This is a genomic window from Pseudomonas chaetocerotis, from assembly GCF_015712105.2.
GTDB classification, from domain to species: domain Bacteria; phylum Pseudomonadota; class Gammaproteobacteria; order Pseudomonadales; family Pseudomonadaceae; genus Aquipseudomonas; species Aquipseudomonas chaetocerotis.
On record NZ_JACFYX020000012.1, the window covers coordinates 1 to 14,653 of the forward strand.

The following is a 14,653-nucleotide window of genomic DNA, read 5'->3' on the forward strand; positions in this document are numbered from 1 at the left end:
GCACCACAGACCGGCCATGCCATCGAGGATCTTGTTGCCCTCGCTGTCCCACAGGTGCACACCCTTGGCTTCAGTGATGATGCGCGGGCCCTTCTCGGCCAGTTGCTTGTAATCACTGAACGGCGCCAGGTGGTGGGCCTGACTGAGGGCCTGCCAGTGGGCGGTCTTGGGGTTCTTGGCTTGCTGATTCATCACAACACCTTGTTTGTGCGAGCCGTCTCGACAACTCGCGAAAAACGTCTGGATCGTGGGAGGCGTTTCAGCGGCGGTATTCGCGGCTAAAGCCCCTCCCACAGAGCCGTCAGAGGCTACGCAGCGTTACACCGACAGCAGCAGGAACTCGCGCTCCCAGGAGCTGATCACCCGCTTGAAGTTCTCGTGCTCGGCACGCTTGACCGCGACATAGCCGCGCATGAACTTCTCGCCGAGGTACTTCTCGGCCACCTTGCATGCTTCCATCCGCTCCAGTGCGGCTTCGATGGTCAGCGGCAGGCGCAAGTTACGGCGCTCATAGCCACGGCCCTTGACCGGCGCTCCGGGTTTGATGCCCTCGGCCATGCCGATGTAGCCACAAAGCAACGATGCCGCCAGCACCAGGTAAGGGTTGGCATCAGCACCGGCCAGGCGATTTTCCACTCGACGATTCTGCGGGCTGGCTTCGGGGACCCGCAGGCCCACGGTACGGTTCTCCTCGCCCCACTCCACGTTCACCGGTGCCGAGGTATCGGGCAGGAAACGGCGGAACGAATTGACGTTCGGGGCGAATAGCGGCAACAGCTCGGGGATATATTTCTGCAAGCCACCGATGTGGTGCAGGAACAGCTCGCTCATCGTCCCATCATCATTGGAGAAGAGGTTCTTGCCGGTCTTGATGTCGACCACGCTCTGGTGGATGTGCATGGCGCTGCCCGGCTCGTCGGTGATCGGCTTGGCCATGAAGGTCGCCGCCACGTCATGCTTGAGCGCGGCCTCGCGCATGGTGCGCTTGAACACGGTGATCTGGTCGGCCAGATGCAGGGCTTCGCCATGACGGAAGTTGATTTCCATCTGTGCCGGACCGTCTTCGTGGATCAGGGTGTCGAGATCCAGGTGTTGCAGTTCGCACCAGTCATAAACGTCTTCGAACAGCGGGTCGAATTCGTTGGCGGCATCGATGGAGAACGACTGCCGCCCCACCTCTGGACGACCGGAACGCCCCATCGGCGCTACCAGCGGGAAGTCTGGGTCACTGTTGCGCTTGGTCAGGTAGAACTCCATCTCAGGCGCGACGATGGGCTTCCAGCCCTTGTCGGCATACATCTGCAGCACACGCTTGAGAATGTTGCGCGGCGACAGCTCGATGGGGTTGCCCTGCTTGTCGAAGGTGTCGTGGATCACCATCGCGGTGGGCTCGATGGCCCAGGGCACGAGGAATACGGCATTGGCGTCCGGGCGGCAGAACATGTCGATGTCCGCCTCATCCAGCAACTCGTAATAGATGTCATCCTCGACGTAGTCGCCGGTCACGGTCTGCAGCAGCACGCTCTCGGGAAGGCGCATGCCCTTCTCGTCGAGGAACTTGTTGGTCGGCGAGATCTTGCCGCGAGCAATGCCGGTCAGGTCGCTGATCAGGCATTCGACTTCGGTGATTTTGCGTTCTTTCAGCCAGCTCGTGAGCTGGTCTAACTTGGTACTCATAGAGACCTCAGGGTTGTAGAACCAGCTTGAGTTATAGCGGGTTCAGCGTTGCCCCGCCTTCTCCCTGCAAGCCTCACCAAAGGCCTGAAAGAAGGCGAGATATTCGGGTGGATGCTACTAGGGGTGCGGCACCTCCGGCACCTGGCATTTCACTCCACCGAAATAAAATCGCTCACCCTTTCCCACGAACACCGAGCTGTCTGTTTCGCGGCATGGCGCGAGCCCAGCGAAGCCAGCGAGTGGCTTGTGTGTTGCCGAGCGTGGGCCTGAGCGGACGCCAAGGGGCGTTGCGCAGCCACGTACGCTATCGTGCAGGGTATGGAATGAGCGAACGGCCTGGTGAGACAGGCCGCGCGGCGCAGAAGCCGCAAAGGAAAGCTGTTGCTGCGCTGCAGCGGCCATGCTCATGACTGATCGAGCCCGCATGATGAGCAGACTCGCCTCGCTGACGAGGAAAGAGGTCACGTGACCGTTGGTCCTGGTGCAAGCGCTGACGCCGATGGTCGGCAGGCAAAACATGAGACACCCGTATTATTGCTGTTAGTGGGTTTGGACCGAGCTTAGCCTTGTTCATTTTTTTACACAATAGCTCTGTAAAAAATTGAACACACCCCACTGAGCAGCCTGAAAGATCAACGCCTGGAGCACGCCGAAAGGCCTTTAAATGCCCCAAAAATGGCCATCACGCCCCACTACAGGGCATCATGAGGCCAGCTTGACAGTAAAGTGCGTTTCGGATTGACTCACACCCATGCAGTCGCATGATTGATATATTTAACAAAAAGGTGTTGCATCATGTCGGTACCCCCGCGTGCCGTTCAGCTTAACGAAGCGAACGCGTTCCTCAAGGAACATCCCGAGGTCCAGTTCGTCGACCTTCTTATTGCAGATATGAATGGCGTGGTGCGTGGCAAGCGCATCGATCGAAACGCCCTGCACAAGGTGTACGAGAAAGGCATCAACCTGCCGGCCTCGCTCTTCGCCCTTGACATCAATGGTTCCACCGTCGAGAGCACCGGCCTTGGCCTGGATATCGGTGACGCCGACCGTATCTGCTTCCCCATCCCCAATACCCTGTGCAACGAGCCCTGGCAGAAGCGCCCCACTGCGCAACTGCTGATGACCATGCACGAGCTGGACGGCACGCCTTTCTTCGCCGACCCGCGCGAGGTATTGCGACAGGTGGTGCAGAAGTTCGACGAACTGGGCCTGCGTATCTGCGCAGCCTTCGAACTGGAGTTCTACCTGATCGACCAGGAGAACGTGAACGGTCGGCCGCAGCCGCCGCGCTCACCGATCTCCGGCAAGCGCCCGCATTCCACTCAGGTCTACCTGATCGACGACCTCGACGAGTACGTCGACTGCCTGCAGGACATGCTCGAAGCCGCCAAGGAGCAGGACATCCCGGCCGATGCCATCGTCAAGGAAAGTGCCCCGGCGCAGTTCGAGGTCAACCTGCACCATGTCGAAGACGCCATCAAGGCCTGCGACTACGCGCTGCTGCTCAAGCGCCTGATCAAGAACATCGCCTACGACCATGAGATGGATTCCACCTTCATGGCCAAGCCCTATCCGGGCCAGGCGGGTAATGGCCTGCACGTGCACATCTCGCTGCTCGACAAGAAGACCGGCAAGAACATCTTCGCCGCCGACGATCCACTGCAGAACACCTCGCTGCGTCATGCCGTCGGCGGCATTCTCGACACCATGGCGGCGTCGATGGCCTTCCTCTGCCCCAACGTCAACTCCTACCGCCGCTTCGGCGCGCAGTTCTACGTGCCCAACGCACCAAGCTGGGCGCTGGACAACCGCACCGTGGCCGTACGCGTACCGACCGGCAGCGCCGACGCGGTCCGCATCGAACACCGCGTGGCGGGTGCCGATGCCAACCCCTACCTGATGCTGGCGTCGATTCTCGCCGGTATCCACCACGGCCTGACCAACCAGATCGAACCGGGCGAGCCGATCGAGGGCAACTCCTACGAGCAGCTCGAACCCAGCCTGCCGAATAACCTGCGCGATGCCCTGCGCGAGCTGGACGACAGCGAAGTGCTGAACAAGTACATCGATCCGAAGTACATCGACATCTTCGTCGCATGCAAGGAAGCCGAGCTGCAGGAGTTCGAGACCACCATCTCCGACCTCGAGTACAACTGGTACCTGCACACCGTGTAACACCGAGAAAGCCGGCCGTAGAGCCGGCTTATTTTTGCCTGCCAATTACCGCCTGCTCCGGCATCTTGCGGTTCACCGCACGGCGACCGCACTGACATGCATCAACCCCCGGCGACCACCACCGCCGGATACTGTTGCTTCGATCAATCGGGGAGTTACTCATGCAACGCGCTCTTGCCGCCATCCTACTGGGCCTGAGCTGCGGCCTGGCTCAGGCCGCCGACAGCATCCGTGTCTACAACTGGAACGATTACATCGCGCCGCAGGTGCTGGAAAACTTCACCCGCGACACCGGTATCGGGGTCGAGTACCACACCTTCGCCAGTGCCGAGGAGTTGGCGCAAGCGCTGGAAAGCGGTCAGCCCATCGACATCGCCGTGCCCTCGCACAATGAACTGCCAGGGCTGATCGCCAGCGGCCGCATTCGTCCACTGGACTTCAACCTGCTGCCCAATCGCACGCATCTGGACAAGCAGTTGCTGAGCAAGCTGGCCGCAGTCGACCCGCAGAACCAGCACGCCATCCCCTACCTGTGGGGCGCTGTCGGCCTGGCGATCAATACCCCGCAGGCCGAAGCGGCCTATGGCGGCCCGCTGCCGGACAGCTGGAGCTTGCTGTTCGACGCCGAACAGAGCAAGCGCCTGGCCAGTTGCGGCATAAGCGTGCTGGATGCGTCGGATGAAACCCTGTCGTTGCTGCTCAACTACCAGGGCCGCAGCCTGGCACGCAGCGCACCAAGCCGCATCGAGCGCGCCGGAGAGATACTCGACGCTCTGCGCCCGAGCCTGCGCTATGTCGATAGTGAGCGCTACATCGAAGACCTCAACAACGGTCGCCTGTGCCTGGCCATGGCCTGGGTCGGCGATGCACTGGCCGCAGCGCAGGCCGGCCAGCCAGTGCGCTTCGTGGTGCCGGACGAGGGCTCGGTACTGTTCATCGACAACCTGGTGATCCCTGCCAATGCCAGCCACCCGGAGCTCGCCCACCGCTTCATCAACTACCTGATGCAGCCGCAGGTGATCGCGCAGATCACCGCCGAGACGCTCTACCCCAACGGCAATGCCGACTCGGCACAGTTCATCGACAGCGCCCTGCTGGAACAACCCGGGCTCTATCCGGATCAGGACACCAAGCGCCGCCTGTATCCACTGGAGGTTCTCTCGCAGAAGCATGCCCAGGTACGCAACAACGTCTGGCAGCGCTTCCGCGACGGCAGTTGAACGGATGGCGAGGCTTGCCTCGCCAACACCGCCTGACGTCCAATAGCACCTCGCCCACCGAGGAGCTCACCATGTCGCGCCCTGCCAGCACCCGTAAGCCGCGCGCCAGCAGTCAGGCACGGATCGCCGTGATTCTTGCGGCAGCACGCGAACTGCTGGCCGCGCAAGGCGTGGCCAATCTGTCGATATACACCGTGGCCGAGCACGCGAAGATTCCGCCCTCCTCGGTCTACCACTTCTTCGCCAGCGTACCGGCACTGCTCGAAGGCCTGACCGCCGACGTGCACGCCGCCTTCCGCGCCTGCCTGCAGGTGCCGGTCGAGCACGCCAGCCTGCGCAGCTGGCATGACCTGTCTCACATCATCGAGCGACGCATGCTGGCCATCTATGCCCGCGATGCGGCGGCACGCCAGCTGATTCTCGCCCAGCACGGCCTGGCCGAGGTGACCCAGGCGGATCACCAACATGACATCGAGCTGGGTCGCCTGATGCAGACCCTGTTCGAGCGCCACTTCCCTCTGCCGCAATTGCCGACGGATATCGATGTATTCGCCCTGGCCATGGAGCTTGGCGACCGTGTCTACGCCCGTTCGGTACAGCTGCACGGCGAAATCACGCCACGCCTGGCCGAGGAAGGCATGCGCGTGTTCGATGCCTACCTGGGCCTCTATCTGCCGGCTGCCCTGCCGAAACGCACGATCCCGCTCGACTGACCCGAAGCGTTACCGCTACTGCCTGCCCAGGCGGCGGCCCGCGGGTGTACGCCCAATAAAAATCGATATAAATCGAAAAATATTGACCAAATGGCATCCACCTCTCTTCTAATGTCGATATTTATCGGATATAAATCGACCAGCACGCTGTGGTCGATCTCTTCCAGCCATGGCACTCCGCAGAAGACTGGCCGGCTGCGCCGGCTCACAAGAGGTGCTTCATGTCCCGTATCGTTACCGTCGCTGCGACCCAGATGGCCTGCACCTGGGATACTCCCGCGAATATCGCCAATGCCGAGAAGCTGGTGCGCCTGGCTGCCGCCCAGGGTGCCCAGATCATCCTGATCCAGGAGCTGTTCGAGGCACCCTACTTCTGCCAGAAACCGAACGCCGACCACACCCAGCTGGCTACCACGGTGGAGGAAAATCCAGCCATCCAGCACTTCCAGAAGGTCGCCGCCGAGCTGAAGGTGGTGCTGCCGATCAGCTTCTTCGAACGTGCCGGCCGCGCCCGCTTCAACAGCATCGCCATCCTCGACGCTGACGGTAGCAACCTCGGTATTTATCGAAAAAGCCACATCCCTGATGGGCCCGGCTACCACGAGAAGTACTACTTCAACCCGGGAGACACCGGCTTCAAGGTCTGGGACACCGCCTACGCGCGCATCGGCGTGGGCATCTGCTGGGATCAGTGGTTCCCGGAGTGCGCACGCAGCATGGCCCTGATGGGTGCGGAAATTCTCTTCTACCCGACCGCCATCGGCAGCGAGCCGCATGACCCGAACATCAGCTCGCGCGACCACTGGCAGCGCGTGCAGCAGGGTCATGCCGGCGCCAACCTGATTCCGCTGGTGGCCAGCAACCGTATTGGCCACGAGGAACAGGACGGTTACGACATCACCTTCTACGGCAGCTCGTTCATCGCCAACCAGTACGGCGAGAAGGTCGAGGAACTGAACCAGACCGAGGAAGGCGTGCTGGTGCACAGCTTCGACCTGAGCGAGCTGGAGAAGGTGCGCACGGCCTGGGGTGTGTTCCGTGACCGTCGCCCGAACCTATACTGGCCACTTTCGACGCTCGATGGTGAAACGCCGTCGATGCCGTAGGGTGCGCTGTGCGCACCTCATCCTCCAAACACTTTGCCGGTGCGCATGGCGCACCCTACGGAACCAGGACATGACCACGCTGACCACCACACCACGCGCCGATGGCTTTCGCATGCCGGCAGAATGGGAACCACACAGCCAGACCTGGATGATCTGGCCCGAGCGCCCGGACAACTGGCGCAACGGCGGCAAGCCGGCCCAGGCCGCCTTCGCCGCGGTGGCCAAGGCCATCGCCCAGTTCGAGCCAGTAACCGTCTGCGTGTCCGCCGCGCAATACGAAAACGCCCGCGCGCGCCTGGATGACGCCAACATCCGCCTGGTGGAAATCACCACCGACGACGCCTGGGTGCGCGACACCGGCCCGACCTTCGTCAGCAACGCCAACGGCGAAGTGCGCGGCGTGGACTGGGCGTTCAATGCCTGGGGCGGCTTCGACGGCGGTCTTTACTGGCCCTGGCTGCGTGACGACCAGGTGGCGCGCAAGATTCTCGAGATCGAAGGCTGCAAGCGCTATCGCACCGAAGGTTTCGTGCTCGAGGGCGGCTCGATCCACGTCGACGGCGAGGGCACCCTGATCACCACCGAGGAGTGCCTGCTGAACAGGAACCGCAACCCGCACCTGTCGCGTGAGGAAATCGAGGCCGTGCTGCGCGAGCACCTGGCCATCGACACGGTGATCTGGTTGCCGGACGGCCTGTTCAACGACGAGACCGACGGCCACGTCGATAACTTCTGCTGCTACGTGCGTCCTGGTGAAGTGCTACTGGCCTGGACCGACGATGTGAATGATCCCAACTATCCGCGTTGCCAGGCCGCCATGCGCGTGCTGGAAACCGCGCGCGACGCCAGGGGTCGTCAGTTGACCGTGCACAAGATGCCAATCCCTGGCCCGCTTCACGCCACCGCAGAAGAATGCGCAGGCGTCGACATCGTCGACGGCAGCCAGGAGCGTAATCCGGAAGTTCGCCTGGCCGGCTCCTACGTCAACTTCCTGATCGTCAACGGCGGCATCGTCGCGCCGAGCTTCGATGACCCGAAGGACGAGCAAGCCCGTGCCATTCTTCAACGCGTGTTCCCCGAGCATCGCGTGGTGATGGTGCCTGGCCGCGAGATTCTGCTCGGCGGCGGCAATATCCACTGCATCACCCAGCAGCAGCCCAAAGGCTGAGCAACGTAGGGTGGACAACGCGAAGCTTGTCCACCAAAGGCGGCACCCCTGCCTTCGGCAATGGTGGATAAACACAGCGTTATCCACCCTACGGCGGATTTACCCGCCTCCGCCTGTAAACGCCCGGCACATGCCGGGCGTTTACATGACCGCCGACTCACTCGAACGGCTGCGGCCGCAGCGTATCGTTGTTCGACGGCGGCAGGATCGGCAGGGCAAAGCTCGGCTGCTCGCCGGTCAGTGTCTTGAGGAATGCGGTGATCTTGCCGATCTCCTCCTCGCTCAACTGACGACCCAACTGCAAGCGCGCCATGATGTCCACCGATTCCTCCAACTTCCAGTAGGCGCCGTCGTGGAAGTAGGGATAGGTCAGTTCGACATTGCGCAGGGTTGGCACCTTGAACTTGAAGCGATCGGCATCCTTGCCGGTCAGGCCCGCAACGCCCTCGGCCGGATTGCTGGTTTCATAGGGTTCGACCAGCCCCATCTTCTGGAACGAGTTGCCGCCCAGCGCCGGGCCGTTGTGACAAGCGACGCAGCCAATGGACTTGAACAGCTCGTAGCCCTCCAGTTCGGTCTGGGTGATGGCCTGCCGGTCGCCCTTGAGCCACAGGTCGAAGCGCGAATTGGGCGTGACCAGCGTCTTTTCGAACTCGGCGATGGCGTCGGTCACCTCATCGAGGATGATTTCATCGGTCTTGTACACGGCCTTGAACGATTCGCGGTATTGCGGGATCGAGCGCAGCACGTCGATGGCGAGAATGTGAGTGAAGGCCATCTCCATCGGGTTCGCGATGGGGCCGGCAGCCTGTTCCTTGAGGTCGGCGGCTCGGCCATCCCAGAACTGCGCGAGGTTGAGACTGGAGTTGAGCACCGTGGGCGAATTGATCGGCCCTTGCTGCCAGTTATGACCGATGGAGCTGGGCAAGTTGTCGCTGCCGCCCATCGACAGGTTGTGGCAGGCGTTGCAGGAAATGAACCCCGAGCGCGACAGGCGCGGATCGAAGAACAGCTGCTTGCCCAACTCCACCTTGGCCGGATCGGTGATCTCGGCCGGTGGGATAGGCTCGACGGGTTCGTTGATCGGTACACTGGCCCAGGCGCTGGCGCCCAGGCACAAGCCGACCATCAGGCTCAGAGTGCGCATGCGTATATCTCCTCGTGTATTGGCTGTTCTGGTTATGCCTTGACCATGCCCAGCGCACACCCGGGGTGGCTTGATCTACATCAAGCCGCACACGCATGCCACCTCAGTGGATTTGTTTCATTTCATTTTGCAGGTGCTGATACCCAGCAGTGGATACGCCGGGCAGAAACGGAAGATGCCGGTTGCCAGTGGCACTACACCGATCCAGCCCCACAGACCGATCACGCCGGCCAGGCTCAGCGCGATCAGAATCAGACCTGCGACGATGCGCAGACTGCGGTCGAGCGTTCCAACATTGGCTTTCATCGAGTTTCTCCAGGTCAACGTCCGCGCCGGCCTTCCAGCGCAGTAAAGATCAGCATGCCGGCGAGCATCGCCGCGACGAACAGTAGAGCCTGCCAGTGCCCGCTCAGCAGGATGGCCACGGCCGGCCCCGGACAGATGCCGGCGATACCCCAACCAACCCCGAACAGCAGGCTGCCACCAATCAGACGAACATCGAGGTCGCGACGCCTCGGCAACTGCATGGCGCCGCCGAGCAGTGCCTTGGCGCGCCGCTGCGCCAAACTCAACGGCAGCGCCGCGACGCCAATGGCGCCTGCCATCACCAGGGCGAGAGACGGGTCCCAGTTACCGGCCAGATCGAGAAAGGCCAGCACCTTGGCCGGATCGGCCATGCCCGCCAACAGCAATCCAAAACCAAACAGCAGGCCGCAGGCGAATGCACTGAGTCTGACCATGTTCATGCCCCCAGCAGATGACGCAGGACAAATACCGTGACGAAACCGCTGGCCATGAAGCCCAACGTGGCCACCAACGAGCGCGGCGACAGACGGGAAATACCGCAGACGCCATGGCCGCTGGTGCAGCCCGAGCCGTAGCGGGTGCCGATACCCACCAGCAAGCCGGCAACGATCAAGCCCAGGCTTCCCGTCTCGAACCGAATCTCCGGCAATGCCGCGAATACTCCCCAGAGCAAAGGCGCCAGAAGCAGGCCAAGAAGGAACGCCCCCTTTTCACCGCGCCCCTCGGCACCGCGTTGCAGCAGGCTGCCGAGCAAGCCGCTGATACCGGCAACCCGCCCATTTACCAAGGCGAACACGGATGCCGCCAGGCCAATCAGGGCACCGCCAGCCAGAGCACTCCAGGGCGTGAAAGCGGCCCAGTCGATGTTCATTGCTGGCCCTCGCAGAACAGCCGATACAGGGTCTCGATCACCGCCAGCGCCGCCAGGCTGCTGATGCGATAGAAGATCTGCTTGCCGTCGCGACGGGTTGCCACCAGCCCTTCACGACGCAGCACGGCCAGTTGCTGTGACAGCGTGGGCTGCTGGATACCGAGCAGCGTCTCAAGCTCACTGACGTTGCGCTCGCCTTGCGACAGCTGGCAAAGCAGCAGCAGGCGATCCGGATTGGCCAATGCCTTGAGCAGTTGCCCGGCAGCGTCGGCATTGGCTCGCAGTTGCTGGATATCGATGGATTCGACCACGGAACACCTTCAGTCAATACAATATGTATTATTATATATTGTATTTCAGCAAAGTGACAGCACAGCTGACCAGCGGTTAAGAAGGGGCTTGAACAGGCCTTACAGGAGCGCACCTATCCGCACCAACCGATGCATGCACAGCACAAATCGTCGGAGGGGCTTTAGCCGCGACAAGAGCTCACCGCTGAAGCGCCTGCCACAAGGGGTATCGTCACTCCCTGGATTACATCCGGGCTACCACTGGCGCCCTGCAAGCGAATTCATGAGCGGAGCCCAGAAAAGCAGAAACCCGCCATAGCGGGTTTCCGGGTCGAGACCAGATGAATCAGGCGTCAGCGTCAGCAGCGGCCTGATAGGCTGCAGCATCCAGCAGTTTGTCCAGCTCGCTGGCGTCGCTCGGTTTGAGCTTGAAGAACCAGCTGCCGTACGGATCGCCGTTAACGCTTTCCGGGCTGTCGGCCAGCGCTTCGTTGATGGCGATCACTTCGCCGCCGACTGGCGCATAGATGTCGGAAGCAGCCTTGACCGACTCCACCACGCCAGCTTCCTGGCCAGCGTTCAGTTGCTTGCCAACTTCCGGCAGCTCGATGAACACCACGTCGCCAAGGGCTTCCTGGGCGTGGTCGGAGATGCCCACGGTCACACTGCCGTCAGCCTCCAGGCGCGCCCACTCGTGGCTGGCGGCATAACGCAGATCGGCGGGGATATTGCTCATGTGTCTTTCCTCGTAAGCGATGACGGCAAGTGGGCCGTCAGGACAATTTAGCAGGCCGCAGCGCCAGGGGAAGCCAGCACCGCGATCTGATGATTCAGATAAGGGTTTTGCCATTGCGCACGAAGCCTGGCCTGACCACACGCACCGGGTACCACTTGCCGCGGATCTCCACCTCGGCACGATCCCCGGTCGCTGCCGGCACCCGTGCCAGGGCGATGGATTTGTTCAGCGTAGGCGAGAAGCTGCCACTGGTGATCTCACCGTCACCGATACCTTCAACGCGCACCACCTGATGCGCGCGCAGCACGCCGCGCTCCTCCAGCACCAGGCCCACCAGCTTGCTCGGGCACCCGGCGGCGCGCTGCGCCTCCAGTGCCGGGCGGCCGATGAAGTCGCGCGCGACCGGCTCCCAGGCGATGGTCCAGGCCATATTGGCGGCCAGCGGGCTGACCTGCTCGTCCATGTCCTGGCCGTAGAGGTTCATGCCCGCCTCCAGCCGGAGGGTGTCGCGTGCACCCAGGCCGATGGGAGCAATACCGGCACCGACCAGATCGTTGAGAAAGGGCACCACATCAGTCACCGGCAGCACGATTTCCAGACCGTCTTCGCCGGTATAACCGGTACGCGCGATGAACCAGTCGCCCTCGGGCAAGCCCTGGAATGGCTTGAGCTCGTGGATCAGTGCGGCACGTGCCTGGCTCAGCAGTTCGGACACGCGTGCGCGCGCCTTCGGCCCCTGAATGGCGAGCATGGCCAGGTCGCGGCGCTCACGCAGCTGCACGTTGAAATCGCTCGCCTGGGCGTGCATCCAGGCCAGGTCCTTGTCACGGGTACCGGCGTTGACCACCAGACGGTAACCCTGCTCCTGAGAAGAAGAGTTGGTGAGGTAGACGATCAGGTCGTCGATCACCCCACCCTGCTCATTAAGCATGGCGCTGTAAAGGGCCTTGCCGGGGCTGTCCAGACGGGCCACGTCGTTGGCCAGCAGACGCTGCAAAAAGGCCTGGGCCTGGCTGCCGCTAACGTCCACCACGCACATGTGCGAGACATCGAACACGCCGCACTCGCGGCGCACCTGATGATGCTCCTCCACTTGCGAACCGTAGTGCAGCGGCATGTCCCAGCCGCCGAAATCCACCATCTTGGCCCCCAGTGCCAGGTGCAGGTCATAGAGGGGGGTGCGCTGTCCCATGGGTTATCTCCTTCCGGGCTTGGCGAAGCGATTTAGCCCCCTAGAAGCTACCTGCGTTGCCATTGCTGCGTTGAAAGTGGGCTCGAAATGCTCATGTACAAAAGTACATTCCGCTTTATCTCCCACTTTACTCACTGGCGCTCACCCTTCGGGCCAGCCTTGCGGCTGTTACTCCCGTTGGTCGTTGCGCCTTGCACTGGCTGCCTCGGCTACGCTTCTAGATGAGTCCTGTCGGGTTACCCCGGCTCGCGAATGGCGCGCATTGTAGCTGCATGCGTCCGGGGGGTCATCCTGGCTTCAGGTCGTAGAGCGGGTGTAATCCGCCATGCCCCGACACTGGTGGGTTGCACCCGCCCTACAGCGCTGTCTTGATCAACCGAAACCGCGTGCCGAACGACGAATCAGCAAAATCACCGGCAACAGGCCGACCAATACCAGGGTCAACGCTGGCAGCGAGGCGCGCGCCCATTCGCCCTCGCTGGTCATTTCAAAGACTCGTACCGACAGCGTGTCCCAGCCGAACGGGCGCATCAGCAGGGTCGCAGGCATCTCCTTGAGCACATCGACGAACACCAACAACGCCGCCGACAACGTGCCAGGCAGCAGTAGCGGCAGATAGACCCTGAAGAACAGCCCGAAGCTACCGACGCCAAGACTGCGCGAGGCCTCGGGCAGGGACGGACGAATACGCGCCAGGCTGGTTTCCAGAGGCCCGAAGGCCACCGCCATGAAGCGAATCAGATAGGCCACCAACAGCGCCGCCAGGCTACCCAGCAATAGCGGCTTGCCAGCACCGCCCAATGCCGTGGACAGTGGAATTATCAGTTCACGATCAAGAAAGCTGAATGCCAGCATGATCGCCACCGCCAGCACCGAACCCGGCAAGGCATAGCCGAGGTTGCCCAGCGCGACGCCAAAACGCACGCCGCGATTCGGCGCCTGACGCCGGGCGAAGGCCAGCAGCATGGCAACGCTGACGGTGATCAATGCCGCCATGCCGCCCAGATAGAGGGTATGCAGGATCAGCCCGGCGTAGCGCTCATCGAGGTCGAAGCGACCACGCTGCCAGAACCAGGCCAGCAGTTGCAGCAGGGGGATGACGAAGGCGCAGGCGAACACCAGGCCGCACCAGGCGCTGGCGGCGAAGGCCTTCCAGCCGTGCAGCTGATACAGCGCCTTGCCCCGTGGACGCTCGTTGGCTGGCCGCGCGGCGCCACGCGCACGGCGCTCACCATAGAGCACCAGCGCCACCGCCAGCAGCAGCAGACTGGCCAGCTGAGTGGCACTGGTCAGGCTGTAGAAGCTGTACCAGGTCTTGTAGATCGCCGTGGTGAAGGTGTCGAAATTGAACACAGACACTGCACCGAAATCGGCCAGGGTTTCCATGATCGCCAGGGCCAGCCCGGCACCGATGGCCGGGCGCGCCATCGGCAGTGCCACGCGCCAGAACGCCTGCCAGGGGCTCTGCCCGAGCACCCGCGCGGCCTCCATCAAACCCTTGCCCTGTGCCAGGAAGGCACCACGGGCGAGCAGGTAGACGTAGGGATAGAACACCAGCACCAGAACGATGATCACGCCACCGGTAGAGCGCACTCGTGGCAAGCGCAAGCCGCTGCCGAACCATTCGCGCAGCAGCGTCTGCACCGGGCCGGCGAAATCCAGCAAGCCCACGAAGACGAAGGCCAGGACATAGGCGGGAATCGCGAAAGGCAGCATCAGCGCCCAGTCCAGCCAGCGCCGCCCGGGGAACTCGCAGAGGCTGGTGAGCCAGGCCAGGCTGACGCCCAGCAGCGTCACACCCACACCGACCCCCATCACCAACGTCAGCGTGTTACCAATCAGCCGCGCCATCTGCGTCTGCCACAGGTGCGACCAGATTTGCTGATCGACCTCATGCCAGCTCAGCAGCAATACCGACAGGGGCATCAGCACAAGAGCGGCGACGGCAAGGACGATGGGGTACCAGCGACGCTGGACGGGATGCGGCACGCGGATTCCTCGACTACGGAAATGACGACGCCCCGGCTGGGCGGGGCGTCGCAGTATAACGGC

General features: G+C 62.3%; 14 protein-coding genes and 1 pseudogene. 5 read left to right on the plus strand and 10 right to left on the minus strand.

What is annotated here, in order from left to right; all coding sequences use genetic code 11:
• A pseudogene (locus tag H3221_RS19740) lies at positions 1-192 on the minus strand (aspartate aminotransferase family protein); the annotation flags it as partial.
• 126 nt (positions 193-318) lie between these two features.
• Positions 319-1,677 carry a glutamine synthetase family protein gene (locus tag H3221_RS19745; RefSeq protein WP_160016789.1) on the minus strand — a complete coding sequence of 453 codons (1,359 nt, stop codon included), beginning with the start codon at positions 1,675-1,677 and terminating at the stop codon, positions 319-321.
• Positions 1,678-2,472: 795 nt separating this feature from the next.
• Here H3221_RS19745 and H3221_RS19750 point away from each other — a divergent pair.
• From H3221_RS19750 to aguA, 5 genes are all read left to right on the plus strand, one after another.
• Positions 2,473-3,852 carry a glutamine synthetase family protein gene (locus tag H3221_RS19750; RefSeq protein WP_047591612.1) on the plus strand — a complete coding sequence of 460 codons (1,380 nt, stop codon included), beginning with the start codon at positions 2,473-2,475 and terminating at the stop codon, positions 3,850-3,852.
• Between the two features lie 161 nt (positions 3,853-4,013).
• Positions 4,014-5,072, plus strand: a complete 1,059-nt coding sequence (locus tag H3221_RS19755; RefSeq protein WP_196475191.1) for a polyamine ABC transporter substrate-binding protein — start codon at positions 4,014-4,016, stop codon at positions 5,070-5,072.
• 71 nt (positions 5,073-5,143) lie between these two features.
• A complete protein-coding gene (locus H3221_RS19760; protein WP_196475190.1) occupies positions 5,144-5,785 on the plus strand; it encodes a TetR/AcrR family transcriptional regulator in 642 nt (213 codons plus the stop codon).
• A 221-nt stretch (positions 5,786-6,006) separates the two neighbouring features.
• On the plus strand, positions 6,007-6,891 hold the full coding sequence (gene aguB, locus H3221_RS19765) for an N-carbamoylputrescine amidase (RefSeq protein WP_196475189.1): 885 nt from the start codon (positions 6,007-6,009) through the stop codon (positions 6,889-6,891).
• Positions 6,892-6,961: 70 nt separating this feature from the next.
• Entirely contained in the window at positions 6,962-8,059 is a 1,098-nt protein-coding gene (gene aguA, locus H3221_RS19770) for an agmatine deiminase (protein WP_196475188.1), read from the plus strand.
• 157 nt (positions 8,060-8,216) lie between these two features.
• On the opposite strand, the gene H3221_RS19775 is transcribed toward aguA, so the two are convergent.
• The 8 genes from H3221_RS19775 to H3221_RS19810 all read right to left on the minus strand — a co-directional run bounded on the left by H3221_RS19775 (position 8,217) and on the right by H3221_RS19810 (position 14,590).
• Positions 8,217-9,206, minus strand: a complete 990-nt coding sequence (locus tag H3221_RS19775) for a cytochrome-c peroxidase (RefSeq protein WP_196475187.1) — start codon at positions 9,204-9,206, stop codon at positions 8,217-8,219.
• Positions 9,207-9,323: 117 nt separating this feature from the next.
• Positions 9,324-9,512 (minus strand): YgaP family membrane protein, encoded by a 189-nt coding sequence (locus H3221_RS19780; protein ID WP_196475186.1) that lies wholly within the window; start codon positions 9,510-9,512, stop codon positions 9,324-9,326.
• Positions 9,513-9,526: 14 nt separating this feature from the next.
• Complete coding sequence (locus H3221_RS19785) at positions 9,527-9,946, minus strand: DUF6691 family protein (protein ID WP_196475185.1); 420 nt, start codon at positions 9,944-9,946, stop codon at positions 9,527-9,529.
• Positions 9,947-9,948: 2 nt separating this feature from the next.
• Positions 9,949-10,383: a YeeE/YedE family protein gene (locus H3221_RS19790; RefSeq protein ID WP_196475184.1), complete on the minus strand. Its 435-nt coding sequence runs from the start codon at positions 10,381-10,383 to the stop codon at positions 9,949-9,951.
• Positions 10,380-10,694 carry a metalloregulator ArsR/SmtB family transcription factor gene (locus tag H3221_RS19795; protein WP_196475183.1) on the minus strand — a complete coding sequence of 105 codons (315 nt, stop codon included), beginning with the start codon at positions 10,692-10,694 and terminating at the stop codon, positions 10,380-10,382. The genes H3221_RS19790 and H3221_RS19795 overlap by 4 nt, the downstream gene beginning before the upstream one ends.
• Before the next feature lie 325 nt (positions 10,695-11,019).
• Positions 11,020-11,409, minus strand: coding sequence for a glycine cleavage system protein GcvH (gcvH, locus tag H3221_RS19800; protein ID WP_072423510.1), 390 nt, complete (start codon positions 11,407-11,409; stop codon positions 11,020-11,022).
• Between the two features lie 94 nt (positions 11,410-11,503).
• On the minus strand, positions 11,504-12,601 hold the full coding sequence (gcvT, locus tag H3221_RS19805) for a glycine cleavage system aminomethyltransferase GcvT (RefSeq protein ID WP_196475182.1): 1,098 nt from the start codon (positions 12,599-12,601) through the stop codon (positions 11,504-11,506).
• 372 nt (positions 12,602-12,973) lie between these two features.
• Positions 12,974-14,590 (minus strand): ABC transporter permease, encoded by a 1,617-nt coding sequence (locus tag H3221_RS19810; protein WP_196475181.1) that lies wholly within the window; start codon positions 14,588-14,590, stop codon positions 12,974-12,976.
• Positions 14,591-14,653: the final 63 nt, after the last annotated feature.